The organism is Bradyrhizobium diazoefficiens (assembly GCF_016616235.1).
Taxonomy (GTDB): Bacteria; Pseudomonadota; Alphaproteobacteria; order Rhizobiales; family Xanthobacteraceae; genus Bradyrhizobium; species Bradyrhizobium diazoefficiens_H.
On record NZ_CP067100.1, the window covers coordinates 2223114 to 2241770 of the forward strand.

13 protein-coding genes are annotated in these 18657 nt (G+C 66.0%); all 13 read left to right on the top strand.

Annotated elements, in window-relative coordinates:
• Nucleotides 1-6 precede the first annotated feature (6 nt).
• The 13 genes from murD (at nucleotide 7) to ligA (ending at nucleotide 18606) form a co-directional block, all read left to right on the top strand.
• Complete coding sequence (gene murD, locus JJB99_RS10520) at nucleotides 7-1407, top strand: UDP-N-acetylmuramoyl-L-alanine--D-glutamate ligase (RefSeq protein WP_200498696.1); 1401 nt, start codon at nucleotides 7-9, stop codon at nucleotides 1405-1407.
• A 241-nt stretch (nucleotides 1408-1648) separates the two neighbouring features.
• Nucleotides 1649-2800, top strand: a complete 1152-nt coding sequence (ftsW, locus tag JJB99_RS10525; RefSeq protein WP_200498697.1) for a putative lipid II flippase FtsW — start codon at nucleotides 1649-1651, stop codon at nucleotides 2798-2800.
• 179 nt (nucleotides 2801-2979) lie between these two features.
• Nucleotides 2980-4080 (top strand): undecaprenyldiphospho-muramoylpentapeptide beta-N-acetylglucosaminyltransferase, encoded by a 1101-nt coding sequence (gene murG / locus JJB99_RS10530; protein ID WP_200498698.1) that lies wholly within the window; start codon nucleotides 2980-2982, stop codon nucleotides 4078-4080.
• 123 nt (nucleotides 4081-4203) lie between these two features.
• Nucleotides 4204-5607: a UDP-N-acetylmuramate--L-alanine ligase gene (gene murC, locus JJB99_RS10535; protein WP_200498699.1), complete on the top strand. Its 1404-nt coding sequence runs from the start codon at nucleotides 4204-4206 to the stop codon at nucleotides 5605-5607.
• A gap of 4 nt (nucleotides 5608-5611) precedes the next feature.
• Entirely contained in the window at nucleotides 5612-6532 is a 921-nt protein-coding gene (murB, locus tag JJB99_RS10540; RefSeq protein ID WP_200498700.1) for a UDP-N-acetylmuramate dehydrogenase, read from the top strand.
• 122 nt (nucleotides 6533-6654) lie between these two features.
• Nucleotides 6655-7641: a D-alanine--D-alanine ligase family protein gene (locus JJB99_RS10545; RefSeq protein WP_200498701.1), complete on the top strand. Its 987-nt coding sequence runs from the start codon at nucleotides 6655-6657 to the stop codon at nucleotides 7639-7641.
• A gap of 349 nt (nucleotides 7642-7990) precedes the next feature.
• On the top strand, nucleotides 7991-9031 hold the full coding sequence (locus tag JJB99_RS10550) for a cell division protein FtsQ/DivIB (RefSeq protein WP_200498702.1): 1041 nt from the start codon (nucleotides 7991-7993) through the stop codon (nucleotides 9029-9031).
• Nucleotides 9028-10350 carry a cell division protein FtsA gene (ftsA, locus tag JJB99_RS10555; RefSeq protein ID WP_200498703.1) on the top strand — a complete coding sequence of 441 codons (1323 nt, stop codon included), beginning with the start codon at nucleotides 9028-9030 and terminating at the stop codon, nucleotides 10348-10350. Before JJB99_RS10550 ends, ftsA begins: the two co-directional genes overlap by 4 nt.
• Before the next feature lie 87 nt (nucleotides 10351-10437).
• Nucleotides 10438-12225, top strand: a complete 1788-nt coding sequence (gene ftsZ, locus JJB99_RS10560) for a cell division protein FtsZ (protein ID WP_200498704.1) — start codon at nucleotides 10438-10440, stop codon at nucleotides 12223-12225.
• 363 nt (nucleotides 12226-12588) lie between these two features.
• The gene (gene lpxC / locus JJB99_RS10565) at nucleotides 12589-13551 is read left to right on the top strand and encodes a UDP-3-O-acyl-N-acetylglucosamine deacetylase (protein ID WP_200498705.1); all 963 of its coding nucleotides are present in this window, start codon (nucleotides 12589-12591) and stop codon (nucleotides 13549-13551) included.
• 245 nt (nucleotides 13552-13796) lie between these two features.
• Nucleotides 13797-14684 (top strand): outer membrane protein assembly factor BamD, encoded by an 888-nt coding sequence (locus tag JJB99_RS10570; protein WP_200498706.1) that lies wholly within the window; start codon nucleotides 13797-13799, stop codon nucleotides 14682-14684.
• A gap of 25 nt (nucleotides 14685-14709) precedes the next feature.
• On the top strand, nucleotides 14710-16383 hold the full coding sequence (gene recN / locus JJB99_RS10575; RefSeq protein WP_200498707.1) for a DNA repair protein RecN: 1674 nt from the start codon (nucleotides 14710-14712) through the stop codon (nucleotides 16381-16383).
• A 69-nt stretch (nucleotides 16384-16452) separates the two neighbouring features.
• Nucleotides 16453-18606, top strand: a complete 2154-nt coding sequence (gene ligA, locus JJB99_RS10580) for an NAD-dependent DNA ligase LigA (protein WP_200498708.1) — start codon at nucleotides 16453-16455, stop codon at nucleotides 18604-18606.
• Nucleotides 18607-18657 lie beyond the last annotated feature (51 nt).

The window sequence follows — 18657 nt, forward strand, 5'->3', positions numbered from 1 at the left end:
CGATCGATGATCCCGGTTACGTCTTTCGCCGGCAAGACGGTCGCGGTGTTCGGCCTCGGCGGCTCCGGGCTCGCCTCCTGTCACGCCTTGAAGGCCGGCGGCGCCGAGGTGATCGCCGCCGACGACAATGCCGAGAACGTCGCCAAGGCCGCGCAGGCCGGTTTCATCACAGCGGATTTGCGCAACGTCTCCTGGGCGAATTTCGCGGCGCTCGTGCTCGCGCCCGGCGTGCCGCTGACGCATCCGGTGCCGCACTGGAGCGTGCTGAAGGCGCGCGAGGCGGCTATCGAGGTGATCGGCGACATCGAGCTGTTCTGCCGCGAGCGGCGGCGCCATGCGCCGGACGCGCCGTTCGTCGCCATCACCGGCACCAACGGCAAGTCGACCACGACCGCGCTGATCGCGCACTTAACGAAAGTCGCCGGCTACGACACCCAGATGGGCGGCAATATCGGCACCGCGATCCTGTCACTGGAGCCGCCGCGCAGGGGCCGCGTCCACGTCATCGAGATGTCGTCCTACCAGATCGACCTCACGCCCTCGCTCGATCCCTCCGTCGGCATTCTGCTCAATGTCAGCGAGGACCACATCGATCGGCACGGCACCATCGCACATTACGCCGGGGTGAAAGAGCGCCTCGTGGCGGGTGTGCTGGCAGGCGGCACCGCGATTGTCGGCGTCGATGACGGCTATTGCCGCGACATCGCCGATAGGCTCGATCGCGCCGGCAAGACCGTGGTGCGCATCTCCGTGAGGAATCCGCTGGCGAGCGGCATCCATGTCGAGCACGGCAGCATCGTGCGCACCGCGGGCGGCGCCCGCAGCGAGATCGCAAAACTCGGCGGCATCGGTTCGCTGCGCGGCCTGCACAACGCTCAGAACGCAGCCTGCGCTGCCGGCGCCGCGCTCGCGATGGGCATCAGCCTCGACGTGCTTCAGAACGGCCTGCGCAGCTTTCCCGGCCTGGCGCATCGCATGGAGCAGGTCGGCCGCCGCGGCAACGTGCTGTTCGTCAACGATTCCAAGGGCACCAACGCCGACGCCACTGCGCATGCGCTGTCGTCCTTTTCGGACATCTTCTGGATCGCCGGCGGCAAGCCGAAGGCGGGCGGCATTACCAGCCTGGCTTCTTTCTTCCCTCGCATCCGAAAAGCCTATCTGATCGGCGAAGCCGCGCAGGAGTTTTCGGGAACGCTGGGCACGCAAGTCGCGCACGAGATCAGCCAGACGCTGGATGTCGCGGTCGAGCACGCCGCGCGCGATGCGGAAGCCTCGGGCCTCACCGATGCGGTCGTGCTGCTCTCACCCGCCTGCGCCTCCTTCGACCAGTACCGCAACTTCGAAATCCGCGGCACAAAGTTCCGCGAGCTGGTGCAGGCGCTGCCGGGCGTGAAGCCGGTGGTGTGAGGGCTCGCCGGCGCGTCGTTCTCCGCTATCGTCGCCCGGCTTGACCGGTCGATCCAATATTCCAGAGACCGTGTTTGGGTCGAGGGGCCGCGGCGTACTGGGATGCCCCGGTCAAGCCGGGGCATGACAGTAAGTTGTGTGGCGGCATGGGGGATCATCTCCAGCCATCCGCAATTCCTTAACCCTCCGGTAACCAACCTCGGCGACCAATGGACGGACCTCCGTCCGAAAGCAGCCGCCCATGCTCTCCCGTGAAGAACGCACCCCCTTTTCCGAATGGTGGTGGACCGTCGACAAGCCGCTGCTCGGGGCCATCCTGGTACTGATGCTAACCGGAGTGATCCTGTCGCTGGCGGCGAGCCCGCCCGTTGCCACCCGCATCGGGCTCGATCCCTTCCACTTCTTCAGCCGCCACGTGTTCTTCCTGGCGCCGTCCTGCATGGTGCTGCTTGGGGTGTCCTTCCTGTCGCCGCGGTCGATCCGCCGCAGCGCGCTGATCATCTTCGCGGTCAGCATCATCCTGATCGTGCTGACGCTCGCGATCGGCCCGGAGGTGAAGGGCTCGCGACGCTGGATCACGCTGCTCGGCGTCAACATCCAGGCTTCGGAAATCGCCAAACCGTCCTTCGTCGTCATCGCTGCCTGGCTGTTTGCGGAATCGACCAAACGGCCGGAGATGCCGGCGACCTCGATGGCCCTGGTGCTGCTGTTGATGCTGGTCTCGCTCTTGGTGATGGAGCCGGACTTCGGCCAGACCATGCTGATCCTGATGGTGTGGGGCTCGCTGTTCTTTATCGCGGGCATGCGCATGATCTGGGTGTTTGGTCTCGCAGGTCTCGGCGGCGCCGGCCTGTTCAGCGCGTACCTCTTTGTTCCGCACGTGGCAGGACGCATCAAGCGCTTCATGAATCCCGCCTCCGGCGACACCTTCCAGGTCGATACCGCCATGGAAGCCTTTTACAATGGCGGCTGGTTTGGCCTTGGACCAGGCGAGGGAATTGCAAAACGCAGCCTGCCGGACAGCCACACTGACTTCGTGTTTGCAGTCGCGGCCGAAGAGTTCGGCATCATCCTGTGCCTTGCCATGCTGGCGCTGTTCGCTTTCGTCGTGATCCGCACGCTGTCGCGCGCCTATGCCAATGAAGACATGTTCTCGCGCTTTGCCGCTTCCGGCCTGGCGATCCTGTTCGGCGTGCAGGCCGCGATCAACATGTCGGTCAACCTCCAGCTCATCCCTGCCAAGGGCATGACGCTGCCGTTCATCTCCTATGGCGGCTCCTCGATCGTGTCGCTCGCCTATGGCGTCGGCATGATGCTGGCGCTGACGCGGCTGCGCCCACGCACCGAGGTCGAGGCCAGCGGCCATGCCGAGGCGATGCGCAGCTACGCCTGATCCTCTCGTGTCCCGGACAAGCGAAGCGGAGCACAGAGCCGGGACCCAGAAATGCGGCTGGCATGGGCCCGGTTCAGCAGCGCACCACGCCGCGAAGTGCGGCGCGCTGCTGCGCCCGGGGCACGAGCCCAGTGTAGCCAGCTCGCAATGGCCAAAAAGTCCCTGTAAAACTCCACGCCATGGACACGTCCCCTTTGATTCTTCTCGCCGCGGGCGGCACCGGCGGCCATCTGTTTCCGGCCGAGGCGCTCGGCGTCGAGTTGATCCGGCGCGGCTTTCGCGTCCGCCTCGTTACCGACGAGCGTGCGCTGCGCTATAGCGGGCTGTTCAGCAAGGAGATGATCGACGTCGTCGCCAGCGAGACCGCGCGCGGCCGCAATCCGTTGCAGCTCGCTTATGCCGGCCTCACGCTCGCCGCCGGCACGCTGTCCGCGTATCGCCTGATCAAACGGCTCAGGCCCGTCGCGGTCGTCGGCTTCGGCGGCTATCCGACGCTGCCGCCGCTGGTCGCGGCAAAGTTCGCCGGCGTGCCCGGCATCATCCATGAGGCCAACGCCGTGCTCGGCCGCGCCAACCGGTTTCTGTCGGGCCGCGTCCGCGCCATCGCGACGTCGCTGCCTGGCGTGCTCGACCGCGATCCGGCGCTGTCAGGCAAGACCACGACTGTCGGCACACCGATGCGTCCCGCGATCCTCGCTGCGGCCGGCGTGAAATACGCCGCGCCCGAGGTGAACGGCCCGCTGCGCCTGCTCGTCGTCGGCGGCAGCCAGGGCGCGCGTATCATGGCCGACATCGTGCCCGGCGCGATCGAGCGCCTCGAGTCTTCGTTGTGGAGCAGGCTCATTCTGACCCAGCAGGTCCGCGACGAGGACATGGCGCGCGTGCGCGTGGTCTACGACAAGCTCAAGATCAAGGCCGAGCTCGCGGCGTTCTTCACCGATCTGCCGGCGCGGCTTGCCGCCAACCATCTGGTGGTATCGCGCTCCGGCGCCGGCACGGTGGCCGAGCTCGCGGCGATCGGCCGGCCCTCGATCCTAGTGCCGCTGCCGGGCTCGATCGACCAGGACCAGTTCGCCAATGCCGGCGTGCTGGCCAAGGTCGATGGCGCGATCCGCATCCCGCAGACCGAGTTTACGTCGGACCGTCTCGCGTCCGAGATTTCGGCCTTCGCCGCCGAGCCCGCACGTCTCGCCGCCATGGCTGAGGCCGCCCGCAGCGCCGGCCGGCTCGACGCCGCGGAACGGCTGGCCGATCTGGTGATCAAAGTCGCTGGAATCTGACGCGAAAAAGCCCTTGTCTTCGCCTTCTAAAGCGGGGCATCCAGTAATAACGGCGCGGCTGATTTGGCCGTGACCTTCGCCAGTTGCCCGCCTGCGCAAGGCGGCGAGGTCGGGGAACCTAGCATGAGACTGCCGCGCGAGATCGGACCCATCCACTTCGTCGGGATCGGCGGGATCGGCATGAGCGGGATCGCCGAGGTGCTGGTCAATCTCGGCTACGCCGTGCAGGGCTCGGACGCCTCGGACAATTACAATCTCGACCGCCTGCGCAAGAACGGCGCCAAGGTCTCGGTCGGCCACAGGGGCGAGAATGTCGACGGCGCCGAGGTGGTCGTGGTGTCCTCCGCGATCAAGCGCGACAATCCGGAACTGATGGCGGCGCGCGAGCGGCGCATTCCCGTGGTGCGCCGCGCCGAGATGCTGGCCGAGCTGATGCGGCTCAAAAGCTGCGTCGCCATTGCCGGCACCCACGGCAAGACCACGACGACCACGATGGTCGCAACGCTGCTCGATGCCGGCGGGCTCGATCCCACCGTGATCAACGGCGGCATCATCAATGCCTATGGCTCCAACGCGCGGCTCGGGGCCGGCGACTGGATGGTGGTCGAGGCCGACGAAAGCGACGGAACGTTCTTGAAGCTGCCGACCGATGTCGCTGTTGTCACCAATGTCGATCCCGAGCATCTCGACCACTTCAAGACCTTCGAGGCCGTGCAGGACGCGTTCCGGAATTTTGTCGGGAACCTGCCGTTCTACGGCTTCGCCGTGATGTGCATCGACCATCCCGTGGTGCAGACCATCGTCGGCCAGATCGAGGATCGCCGCATCATCACTTACGGCGAAAATCCGCAGGCCGATGTGCGGTTCGTCGATCTGACCCCGATGGGCGGCGGCTCCAGGTTCAAGGTCGCGTTCCGCGATCGCAAGACAGGGGCCGTGCACGAGATCGCAGATCTCATGCTGCCGATGCCGGGCCGTCACAATGCTTCCAACGCGACGGCGGCGATCGCGGTCGCGCGCGAGCTTGGTGTCTCCGACGCTGCGATCCGCAAGGCGATCGCGACCTTCGGCGGCGTCAAGCGCCGCTTCACCAAGACCGGCGAATGGAACGGCGTCACCGTGATCGACGATTACGGCCATCACCCCGTCGAGATTGCTGCGGTGCTGAAGGCTGCCAGGGAATCCACCAACGGCAAGATCATCGCCGTGGTGCAGCCGCACCGCTACACCCGCCTGCAATCGCTGTTCGAGGAATTTTGCACCTGCTTCAACGACGCCGATGCGGTTGTTGTCGCCGACGTCTATGCCGCCGGCGAAGCGCCGATCGAAGGCATCGACCGCGATCATTTCGTCGCCGGCCTGCGCGCCCATGGCCACCGCGAGGTGGTGCCGCTGCCGGGGGCGCCGGAGCTTGCGGGTATCGTCAAGGGATTGGCGAGGTCCGGCGATCTCGTTGTGTGCTTAGGGGCCGGTAACATCACGCAATGGGCATATGCATTGCCGGACCAGTTGAAGGCGCTGGGGTAGGGCGGTGGGATTTCCCGACATAACGCCCGAACTCAAAGCCGCGATGCCTGATCTTCGCGGCCGGCTGCTGGCCAACCAGTCGCTCGCCGAGCTGACCTGGTTTCGCGTCGGCGGTCCGGCGCAGGCGCTGTTCACGCCGGCGGATGAGGACGATCTCGCGTACTTCCTCGCGCATCTCGCGTCCGACATCCCCGTCTATGTCGTCGGTGTCGGCTCCAATCTCATCGTGCGCGATGGCGGCGTGGCCGGCGTGGTGATCCGCCTTGCGCCACGCGCCTTCGGCGAGGTGACCGCGAGCGGCGACATCGTCACCGCGGGCGCTGCTGCGCTTGACAAGCGCGTGGCGGAAGTGGCGGCCTCCGCCAGTATCGGCGGGCTCGAATTTTATTTCGGCATTCCCGGCACCATCGGCGGCGCGCTGCGCATGAATGCGGGCGCCAATGGCGGCGAAACCAAGGACGTGCTGATCGAGGCGCGCGGCGTCGGGCGCGACGGCACCAGGCACGTCTTCTCCAACGCCGACATGAAATTCGTCTATCGCAGCAGCGGCCTCGATCCCTCCATCATCTTCACCTCCGCGCGCTTTCGCGGCGAGATCAGGGACACCGATGCGATCCGCGCGCGCATGGCGGAGGTGCAGAGCCATCGCGAGACCGCGCAGCCGATCCGCGAGAAGACCGGCGGCTCGACCTTCAAGAATCCGTCCGGCCATTCCGCCTGGAAGCTGGTCGACGCCGCCGGCTGCCGCGGCTTGCGCGTCGGCGGCGCGCAGGTCTCGGAGATGCACTGCAATTTCCTGATCAACACCGGCGATGCCACCGCGCACGACATCGAGACGCTGGGCGAGACCGTGCGCGAACGGGTGAAGGCGAATTCCGGAATCGAGCTACACTGGGAAATCAAGCGGATTGGAATTCCTATTTAACAGTCATTCCGGGGCGATGCGTTAGCATCGAACTACGGTGCGCAGTCGCGCACCTGAGAATCTCGAGATTCCGGGTCTGGTGCTTGCGCACCATCCCGGAATGACGAAATGCGAGGACACGAATGCGCATCACCATCCTCTTTGGCGGCTCCAACCGCGAGCGTCTCGTCTCTGTGGCCTCGGCCCAGGCGCTGCATCAGGCGCTGCCCGAGGCCGATCTCTGGTGGTGGGACGTCGAGGACAAGGTGCATGTGGTGCAGTCCAAGCAGCTGCTCGAACATGCCCGTCCGTTCGAGGACGAGTTCAAGCCGGGCACGCGAGGCATTCCGCTCGAGCAGGCGCTCGACCGGGCCAAGGCGGAGGACCGCGTGCTGGTGCTCGGCCTGCATGGCGGGCGCGCCGAGAACGGCGAGTTGCAGGTGATGTGCGAGGCGCGCGGCGTGCCGTTCACCGGCTCGGGCTCGGCCTCCTCGCATCTCGCCTTCGACAAGATCGCGGCCAAGCGCTTTGCCGCGCTCGGCGGCGTGACTCCGCCGGAAAACGTTGCGCTTGAGAACATCGATGAAGCCCTCGCCGAGTACGGCAGGCTGATCGCCAAGCCGGCGCGCGACGGCTCGAGCTACGGGCTGATCTTCGTCAACGCCAGGCAGGACCTCGTCGCCGTCCGCAACGCGGCCAAGCACGAAGAGTATGTGATCGAGCCCTACATCGCCGGCATCGAAGCGACCTGCGGCGTGCTGGAGCGTACCGACGGGTCGATCATCTCGCTGCCGCCGATCGAGATCATTCCGGGCGAAGGCAATTTCGACTACGCCGCAAAATACCTTTTGAAGTCGACCCAGGAGATCTGCCCGGGCCGGTTCGCGCCCGAGATCACCGCCGCGCTGAAGGAGCAGGCGATGCTGGCGCATCGCGCGATGTCCTGCACCGGCTATTCCCGCTCGGACTTCATCGTCTCGGAGAAGGGCCTCGTCTACCTCGAAACCAACACGCTGCCCGGGCTGACCAAGTCCTCGCTCTATCCCAAGGCGCTGAAAGCCGAAGGCATCGCGTTCGTCGACTTCCTGCGCGGCCTGGTCGAGCTCGCCGGGCGGGGTGTGCGAAAATAATTAGGACTGGTTAACGGCGAAACGGCCGAAATGGCCCGGTTTGGGCTCCAAATCCGGTAAAATGCCGGATATCGCGGCATAAATGCCTCACACGCCTGCGCAAAAAGCATCCGGCGTTAACGAACTTTACCTTTTGTTTACCAGGACATCCGAAGGTTAACGCTGGCGGCGCATATGGCGCTTTGGCTGCCGGCGCGTGAGCTGTCCTGGGTGATGTCACCTGCAGCGAACGCTTTGAACGGGAGAGGTTTCTTCTGCTGAAGACCAGCACCCGGCCCGGCAAGTCCGAGACGTCATGTTCGCCAGGACCCGCGCGATGTCGCGGGCTAACTGTTGACGAGCTCGTGCAATGGATGGTGCAGGAAGCCTCACCCGATCGCTTTTGAGATCGCTGAGGCCCCAAGCTGACCTGAAGGCGGCCGCTGTCGGAGCGGTCGTGCTTCTGCGCGAGTGGGTCCAGGACAAACGCGCCGAGGCGCGCGCCGCCGCTCAGGACAAGATCAGGACCAAGGCCAAGGCCAAGACCAAGGCGAAGCCGGTCGTCGAGCGCGAGCCGCCGCCGCGCGTGGTCGCGCTGGTCGAGCGCTATCTGCCGCGCCGGGTCGGAATTACCATGACCGCGCTGCTGCTGCTCGGAAGCTGCGGCTTCGGCATCGTCAAAGGCGGCCATCTCCAGGATTTCATCGCGGCGGTCAGCGATGCCCGTAACGCGCTGGCCAATTCCGCCGGCTTCCGCATCACCTCGGTCGTGATCAACGGCCGCAAGCAGCTCACCCAGGACGAGATCCTCGCGGTCGGCGGCGTCAGCGGCCGCTCCTCGCTGCTGTTCCTCGACGCCGACGCCGTCCGCGAAAAACTCAAGGCCAATCCCTGGATCGCCGATGCGACCGTGCTGAAGCTCTATCCGGGCCGGCTGATGATCGACATCACCGAGCGCCAGGCCTTCGCGCTGTGGCAGGAGGCCGGCCGGCTCTCCGTCATCGCCGACGACGGCGCCGTGCTCGAACCCTATGTGTCGCGCCGCTTCCTGTCGCTGCCGCTCGTGGTCGGCAAGGGCGCCGAGACGCAGGCGCGCGATTTCCTGGCGCTGCTGGCGCGCTATCCGCAAGTGGATGCGGTGACCAAGGCTGCGATCTATGTCGGCGAGCGGCGCTGGAATTTGCGGCTCAAGGACGGCCTCGACATCCGCCTGCCCGAGCAGGACGTCGGCAATGCGCTGGCGATGCTGTCCCGGCTCGACAAGGAGGACAGGCTGTTCTCCCGCGACATCGTCGCCGTCGACATGCGCCTGCCCGATCGCCTGGTGGTGCAGCTGTCCGATGACGCCGCCAAGGCGCGCGAGGAGCAGTTCAAGGACAAGAAGAAGAAAAAGGCCGGGGACGCCGCATGACCGGTCTTGATCGCACCCAGACCCCGAAGACGCGCCCGATGCCGCACAAGCGCGGCGGCCTCGTCGCCTGCCTCGACATCGGCACCAGCAAGATCGCCTGCATGATCGCGCGGTTGAAGCCGTCGCCGCCGAGCGATGCGCTGCGCGGCCGCACCCATGCGGTGGAATTGATCGGCTACAGCCAGATCCAGTCGCGCGGCATGAAGGCCGGCGCGGTGATCGACCTCGGCGAGTGCGAGCAGGCGGTGCGCCAGGCCGTCGGGCTCGCGGAGAAGATGGCCAAGGTGCGGGTCGAGTCCGTGCTGCTGTCGGTCTCCGGCGGCCGGCTTTCCGGCCAGCTGGTCGAAGCCGCCGCCGATATTCGCGGCGGCGCCGTGACGCCGGCCGATGTCAGCCGCGTCACCTCCACCGGCATGCGCCACGCCACCGGCGAGGGCCGCACCGTGCTGCACGCGCTGCCGGTCGGCTACACGCTCGACGGCGTCAAGGGCATCCGCGATCCCCGCGGCATGGTCGCCCACCAGTTCGGCGTCGACATGAACGTCGTCACCTGCGACGCCACCGTGGCGCGGAACCTGATGCTGGCGGTGGAACGCTGCCACATCAACGTCGAAGCCATGGCGGCCAGCCCCTATGTGGCTGGTCTTTCCGTACTGACCGACGACGAGGCCGATCTCGGCGCCGCCGTGGTCGAGATGGGCGCCGGCACCACCACGATCGCGGTCTATTCCGGTGGCCGTTTCGTGCATGCGGCCGGTTTTGCGGTCGGCGGGCAACACATCACGATGGATCTTGCCCGCGGACTGTCCGCGACCATTGCCGATGCCGAGCGAATCAAGACGTTATACGGCACCGTCATCACCGGTGGATCGGACTCGCGTGAGCTGATGTCTGTACCGACAGCCGGTGACGAGCAGGATCTGCCGCAGATCGTCTCCCGCGCCACCATCGCCAACATCGTCAAGCACCGTGCCGAGGAAGTCTTCGAAATGGTTCGGGACAAGCTGAAGGATTCGCCCTTCGCCGCAGAGCCCAACGGCCGCGTCGTGCTCTCGGGCGGCGCCTCGCAGCTCACCGGCCTCGTCGAACTCGGCACCCAGATTCTCGGCCGGCCCGTACGGATCGGACGTCCGCTCGGCTTCGGCCGGTTGCCCGTCGAGGCGAAGAACGCCGCGTTCGCGGTGCCGGCCGGACTCCTCGTCTACCCGCAATATGTTCACCACGAGCATGTCGAACCGCGGCATACGCGGCAGCAGGTCAAGACAGGGACCGGCGGCTATTTCGGAAAGGTCGGACGATGGCTACGCGAGGGATTCTAATGACTCCTTTCCGCAATTTCTCATTTTCACCAACTCCCGCGGCCGCCGGCCGGGGCGAACCCACACGCGCGTGATCGAGAGGCAAACATGACCATCAGCATCAACGTTCCTGATATTCACGAGTTGAAGCCCCGGATCACCGTGTTCGGCGTCGGCGGCGCCGGTGGCAACGCCGTCAACAACATGATCACGGCGGGCCTCCAGGGCGTCGACTTCGTGGTCGCCAACACCGACGCGCAGGCGCTGACGATGTCGAAGGCGCAGCGCATCGTGCAGATGGGCACCGCGGTCACGCAAGGCCTCGGCGCAGGTTCGCAGCCGAATGTCGGCGCAGCCGCCGCTGAAGAGGTGATCGACGAGCTGCGCGACCATCTCTCGGGCGCCAACATGGTGTTCGTCACCGCCGGCATGGGCGGCGGCACCGGCACCGGTGCAGCTCCCGTGATCGCCAAGACCGCGCGCGACATGGGCATTCTGACCGTCGGGGTCGTGACCAAGCCGTTCCACTTCGAGGGCGGCCGCCGCATGCGCACCGCCGAAGCCGGTATCAACGAGCTGCACAAGGTCGTGGACACGCTGCTGATCATCCCGAACCAGAACCTGTTCCGGGTCGCCAACGAGAAGACCACCTTCGCCGACGCCTTCGCGATGGCCGACCAGGTGCTCTACTCGGGCGTTGCCTGCATTACCGACCTGATGGTCAAGGAAGGCCTGATCAACCTCGACTTCGCCGACGTTCGCGCCGTGATGCGTGAGATGGGCAAGGCGATGATGGGCACCGGCGAAGCCTCCGGCGACAAGCGCGCGCTGACCGCCGCGGAAGCCGCGATCGCCAACCCGCTGATCGACGATTCCTCGATGAAGGGCGCCAAGGGCCTTCTCATCTCCATCACCGGCGGCAAGGACCTCACGCTGTTCGAGGTGGATGAGGCCGCGACCCGCATCCGCGAGGAAGTCGACCAGGATGCCAACATCATCGTCGGCGCCACTTTCGACGAAGCCCTCGACGGACTGATCCGCGTCTCGGTCGTTGCCACCGGCATCGAGCAGGCCGCGATCGCCCGCAACAGCCAGGCGACCTCCGCGCCCGTTGCCAACCCGGCGCCGCAGGCGCAGGCGCAGGCGCCCGCCGCTCCGGCCGCCGCCGCCGAAAGCCGTCTTGCCGACCTGACCGCACGGCTTCGTGCCGACAACCAGCGCCTGGCCGAGCGTGCCCAGAAGCTGGAAACGCAGATTCCGGCTGCCGCACAGGCTTCCGCCGCGCCGCGTCCGAACGTCGAGCGTGCCGCGCTCGCCGCCATCGCGGCTGCCGTCTCGGACGTGCCGCAGGCGCCTGCGCCGCAGACCTATGGCGACGTCACGGTGCGCCCGATCGCGCAGAAGCCGACCCTGTTCCCGGAGCCTGAGCAGGCCCCGATCGCGATGCAGGAGCCGATGACGCCCGAAAACTTCATCCCGCCGCAGGCCGAGCGTCCGGTCCGCGCACCGCGGATGCCGCGCCTCGACGAGCTGCCGATGCCGGCCCAGGCCGAGCTTCGGCAGGCCCGCGGCGAGGTCGAAGAAGAGACCCCGCAGAAGAGCCGCCTGTCGCTGCTCCAGCGCCTTGCCAATGTCGGCCTCGGCCGCCGCGATGAGGAAAGCGAGGCGCCGGTTGCCGCCCGCACCACTGGTCCGGCGATGCCGCCGCTGCCCGATCGCCGTCCGCAGAAGAGCGTAGCGCAGCAGATTACGGCGAGCGAGCCGGTATCGGAGTATGCCCGCCGTCCCGCGCCGCAGGGTCTGGACATGCATGGCCGCCCGGCACCTGTTGCGCCAACGCCACAGGGTGACGACCATCTTGATATCCCGGCCTTCCTGCGGCGGCAGGCGACCTGAGAATTGTTACAATAAGGCAGACGAAAAAAGGTCCCGGCAACAAGCTTGCCGGGACCTTTCCTTTGGTCCCGTGCAGATCCGGATTGCTCGGCCAAACAACTGATTTTAAATCATTAATTACATATTTGGTGGTTCAGTAAAACTGCCGGCAACGACCCAAAACCCTGGCGCAATTTGGTTAAGCCTTGGCGCGAATACGGCAGGTTTGGGGTAACAATCGGTAAAAAAGCGTGAGTTGGCGCTGTTTGGGGCTGTGACTATGGTCGGCCGTGACTTGGGGATACGCAGATTCGCAAGCGCCGGCACTGGCCGGCCAGGCGGGGCTCGTATAAGTCGCAATGGGTCGTAGTGGGGCGGTTCCTGATGAAATTTAGCCGGCAAACAACGCTTCGCGCGCAAGCCTCCGTGGCAGGCGTCGGCGTTCACTCCGGTCTTCCCGTCACTCTCACGCTTGGGCCTGCGCCTGTGGACGCGGGTTTTATTTTTGTCCGCACCGGGCTTGAGGGACGTGACCGCGAAGTTCAGGCGACCGCTGACCAGGTGATCGCGACCGATTTCGCCACCGTTCTCGGCGATCGCAGCGGTCCTTTGGTGTCCACCGCCGAGCATGTGCTTGCTGCGCTGCGGGGTATGGGCGTTGACAACGCCACGATCGAGATCGACGGCCCGGAAGTGCCGATCATGGACGGCAGCGCCGCGGCCTTCATTGCGGCGATCGACCAGGCCGGCATCGTCACCCAGCCGGCGCAGCGCCGTTTCATCCAGGTTTTGAAGCCGATCTCGGTCAAGATCGGCGACTCCTTCGGCGAGATCCGGCCCTATGCCAACGGGTTCCGCGCCGAGGTCGAGATCGACTTCACCAACCCCGTCATCGGCCAGCAGAGCTACGCCTTTGAGCTGAGCCCGGAACGCTTCCGCCGCGAAGTCGGCCGCGCCCGCACCTTCGGCCTGATGTGCGATGTCGCCAGGCTGTGGAGCGCGGGCTACGCGCTCGGCGCCTCCTTCGACAACACCGTCGTGTTCGACGACGAGCGGCTGCTCAACACCGAGGGGCTGCGCTACGCCGACGAATGCGCCCGTCACAAGGTGCTGGACGTGATCGGCGACCTCGCGCTGGCCGGCCTGCCGTTGCTCGGCGCCTACCGTTCCGTTCGTGGCGGCCACAAGCTCAACCACGCTGTCCTGACCGCGCTGCTCGCCGACCGTACCGCCTGGCGGGTGGTCGAGGGCGAAGCGGCCCGCCGCACCACGCGTCCCGTGGGCGAAGTCGGCCGCGGTATCGTCGGCGGTCGGATCGCTGCGGCCTACGGGCCGGACGTGTCCTGAACAGATCCGCTGCGGCAGAGTCGCGGCGGCCTTTTCCCCGGGAAACTCCTGGTAACCGGGATCCGCTAGCATTGCGGCAATTTCGCCTTAATCCGGGCGGAATGCCTGCCTATCGGATGGGTTAGCGATCGTTTTTCGGGTACACCTGCGTGGTCGCATGGCAGGCACCACGGTCACATTTCGCGCCCATGACGGAGTTCATGGGCTGGCGGGCACCGCATCACAGGGCGTCAGGTCTTAAATTCATGTCGGCACAGCGTAAGACGCGCGGATATCTCTCGGTCTCGTCTGGCGCCCGTGGGCTGCTTCACGCCGCCACCTTCATCCTGCTCGCGCTGCCGCTGGCGGGCTGCGGCACCGGCTCGCTCTGGGACAAGTTCACCGCCAAGGACGACACCTTCGTCGAGGAGCCCGCCGACAAGATCTACAATGAGGGCCTGTACCTCATGAACGAGAAGAAGGACATGAAGGCGGCGAACAAGAAGTTCGAAGAAGTCGACCGCCAGCATCCTTATTCCGACTGGGCCCGCAAGTCGCTGCTGATGTCGGCCTACGCGTCCTACCAGGGCGGCGACTATGACGGTTGCATCGGCGCCGCCACCCGCTACGTCACGCTGCATCCCGGCAGCCCGGATGCGGCCTATGCGCAGTACCTGATCGCCGCCTCCCATTACGACCAGATTCCGGACATCAGCCGCGACCAGGCCCGCACCGAGAAGGCGATCGCGGCGCTGGAAGAGGTGGTGCGCAAATATCCGACGTCCGAATATGCGACCTCGGCCAAGGCCAAGATCGAGGGTGCGCGCGATCAGCTCGCCGGCAACGAAATGAATGTCGGCCGCTATTACGCGCAAAAGCGCGACTACACGGCGGCGATCAACCGCTACAAGACCGTCGTCACGCAGTATCAGACCACGCGCCATGTTGAGGAGGCGCTGTTCCGCCTGACCGAGGCCTATACGGCGATCGGCATTGTCGGCGAGGCGCAGACCGCGGCCGCCGTGCTCGGGCACAATTTTCCTGACAGCCGCTGGTACAAGGACGCCTATAATCTTGTAAAATCCGGCGGTCTCGAACCGAGCGAGAATCAGGGGTCCTGGATGAGCAGGGCCTTCAAGAAGATAGGTCTTTAAGGTCTCGGCTGGGAAATCTGGTTCCATGCTGGCGCGTCTGTCGATCCGTGACATCGTCCTGATCGAACGGCTCGATATCGAATTCGCCACCGGCCTTGCGGTTTTGACCGGCGAGACCGGTGCGGGCAAATCCATCCTGCTCGATGCCTTTGCACTGGCGCTCGGCGGCCGCGGCGATGCCGGCCTCGTGCGCCACGGCGTCGAGCAGGGGCAGGTCACCGCCGTATTCGATGTCCCCAAGAATCACCCCGCGGCAAAAATCCTGGCCGAGAACGGCCTGGAGGACACCGGGGAGATGATTCTTCGCCGGGTCCAGCTCGCCGACGGCCGCACCCGCGCCTTCATCAATGACCAGTCGATCAGCGTGCAGACGCTGAAGGCGGTCGGCGCCGCCCTGGTCGAGATCCACGGCCAGCACGACGAGCGCGCGCTGGTCGATGCCGCCACCCACCGCCGCCTGCTCGATGCCTTTGCCGGCCTCGAGAAGGACGTCGCCGCCGTGGAAGCGCTGTGGGACGCGCGCCGCATCGCCAATACCGCCCTGGAAGAGCACCGCGCCGGCATGGAGCGCGCCGCGCGCGAGGCCGACTATCTGCGCCACGCCTCCGATGAATTGAAGCAGCTCGCGCCCAAAGACGGCGAGGAGACCGCGCTGGCCTCGCGCCGCACCACCATGATGCAGGGCGAGAAGATCGCCTCCGATTTGCGCGAGGCGCAGGAGGCGGTCGGCGGCAACCATTCGCCGGTTGCGGCGCTATCGGCCGCGGTGCGCCGGCTCGAGCGCCGCGGCGTCAACTCGCCGGCGCTGGTCGAGCCCGCCGTGCGGGCGATCGACACCGCGATCAATGCGCTGGAGGAGGCCGACCAGCATCTCCAGGCCGCGCTTGCCGCGACCGATTTCGATCCGGCTGAGCTCGAACGCATCGAGGAGCGGCTGTTCGCACTTCGCGCCGCCTCGCGCAAATATTCGACGCCGGTCGACGGTCTGGCTGCGCTGGCCGCCAAATACGCCGCCGATGTCGTGCTGATCGATGCCGGCGCCTCGCAGCTCAAGAAGCTGGAGCAGGCCGCGATCGAGGCCGATGGCCGCTATGCCGCTGCCGCCAAGAAACTGTCGCTGGCGCGGCAGAAGTCGGCCGAGAAGCTCAACAAGGCCGTCAATGCCGAGCTCGCCCCGCTCAAGCTCGAGCGCGCCAAATTCATGACCCAGGTCGAGACCGACGAAGGAGCGCCGGGCCCACAAGGGTTCGATCGCGTCGAGTTCTGGGTGCAGACCAATCCGGGCACGCGGCCGGGGCCCCTGATGAAAGTCGCCTCCGGCGGCGAGCTGTCGCGCTTCCTCCTGGCCCTCAAGGTCGTGCTGTCCGACCGCGGCTCGGCGCCGACGCTTGTCTTCGACGAAATCGACACCGGCGTCGGCGGCGCGGTCGCGGACGCGATCGGTGGCCGGCTGGCGCGGCTCGCCGGCAAGGTGCAGGTGATGGCCGTGACCCACGCCCCGCAGGTCGCCGCCCGCGCCGACCAGCATTTGCTCATCTCCAAGGACGCCCTAGACAAGGGCAAGCGCGTCGCCACCCGCGTCAACGCGCTCGCCGCCGACCACCGCCGCGAGGAAATCGCCCGCATGCTGGCGGGCGCGGAGATCACGGCCGAGGCGAGGGCGGCCGCGGAGAGACTGCTCAAGGCGGCAACGGCTTAGGCTTCTGCGTCCGGGCGCCAAACCCAACTCACCTTTGCCCTCGCGCAGCGTCTGTAATATTCAAGCTCCATGGCCAGAGCAGCAAAATCCAAAGCAACGCCGCTTCCCGATGTCGCCGAGCTCACCAAGGCGAAGGCCCAGGTCGAGCACAAGCGGCTGGCGCTCGAACTCGAAGAGCACGACAGGCGCTATTATCAAGAGGACGCACCGACCGTCACTGACGCCGAATACGACGCGCTGCGCCAGCGCTTCAACGCCATCGAAAAGCGCTTCCCCGAATTCGTCAGCGCCGACTCGCCCTCGCAGAAGGTCGGCGCGGCGCCGTCCGGGCGCTTTAAGAAGGTTCGTCATTCCCTTCCGATGCTGTCGCTCGACAACGCCTTTGCCGAAGCGGACGTGCGCGACTTCGCCGGCCGCATCGCGCGCTTCCTGAAGCTCGACAACGGCGAGATCGATTTCTCCGCCGAGCCGAAGATCGACGGCCTCTCGATGTCGCTGCGCTACGAGGGCGGCGAGCTCGTCACCGCGGCGACGCGCGGTGACGGCGCGGAAGGGGAGGACGTCACCGCCAACATCCGCACGCTCGAAGACGTGCCGCAGCAGCTGAAGGGGCGCAACATCCCCGACATCTGCGAGGTGCGCGGCGAGGTCTACATGACCAAGAAGGCCTTCCTCGCGCTCAACGAGCGGCAGAAGGCCGAAGGCGGCACCATCTTCGCCAATCCGCGCAACTCGGCCGCGGGCTCGCTGCGGCAGAAGGACCCGGCCATCACCGCCTCGCGTCCCCTCGGTTTCTTCGCCTATGCCTGGGGCGAGATGAGCGCGATGCCCGAGGGCACACAGACCGGGATGATTCACTGGTTCGAGCGCTGCGGCTTCAAAACCAATCCGCTGACCAGGCTCTGTCACTCCGTCGAAGAGCTGCTCGCGTTCCATCACTCGATCGAGGAGCAGCGCGCAAAACTCGACTACGACATCGACGGCGTCGTCTACAAGGTCGATCGCATCGATTGGCAGGAGCGCCTCGGCTTCGTCTCGCGCACGCCGCGCTGGGGCATCGCGCATAAATTTCCGGCCGAGCGCGCCATGACCGTGCTGCGCGACATCGAGATCCAGGTCGGCCGCACCGGCTCGTTCACGCCGGTCGGCAAGCTCGAACCGGTCGGCGTCGGCGGCGTGATCGTGCAGAACGTCACGCTGCACAATGAGGACTACATCAAGGGCATCGGCAACAAGGGCGAGAGCTTACGCGAAGGCCGCGACATCAGGATCGGCGACACCGTCGTGATCCAGCGCGCCGGCGACGTGATCCCGCAGGTGGTCGATGTCATCCTCGACAAGCGGCCGAAGACCGCGAAGGAATTCCGCTTTCCCAAGAAATGCCCGTGTCCGCTGCACACCGACGTCACGCGCGAAGAGACGGCGACCGGCGAGGAAGGCTCGCGCGCCCGCTGCACCGGCGAGTTCGCCTGCCCCTATCAGAAGATCGAGCATCTCAAGCTGTTCGTGTCGCGCCGCGCCTTCGACATCGACGGCTTGGGGGAAAAGCAGCTCCAGTATTTCTTCGATGAAGGATGGGTGAAGGAGCCCGCCGACATCTTCACGCTGGAGAAGCGCAACTCGAAACTCAAGCTCGAGGAGATCGAGGGTTACGGCGCGACCTCGGTGCGCAACCTGTTCGGCGCGATCGAGAGCCGGCGCAGAATCGCGCTGGAACGTTTCATCTATGCGCTCGGCATGCGCCATGTCGGCGAGACCACCGCGCTGGCGCTGGCACGCGGCTACGGTTCCTGGGACGCTTTCCACGAGGCCTGCCTGAAGGTCGCGCAGGGCGACGAGGAGGCGATGGCGGACATGGACGCGCTCGACCAGATCGGCGACACCGTGATCAAGAGCATCGCCGATTATTTCGGCGAGGATCACAATCGCGGCATCGTCGAGCGGCTGACGAAAGAGGTCGAGATCGTCGACGCCGAGAAGCCGAAGAGCAACTCGGCCGTCGCCGGCAAGACGGTCGTTTTCACGGGCTCGCTGGAGAAGATGACGCGCGACGAGGCCAAGGTAACCGCGGAACGGCTGGGCGCCAAGGTGTCCGGTTCGGTATCGAAGAAGACCGATCTCGTCGTCGCCGGCCCCGGCGCCGGCTCGAAGCTCGCGGAGGCGAACAAACACGGCGTCAAGGTGCTGACGGAAGATGAGTGGCTGAAGCTGATCGGGGAGTGAGGTCCCGCCTGTGCGCCACTCACTCCGCTGTCATCGTCCGGCTTGACCGGG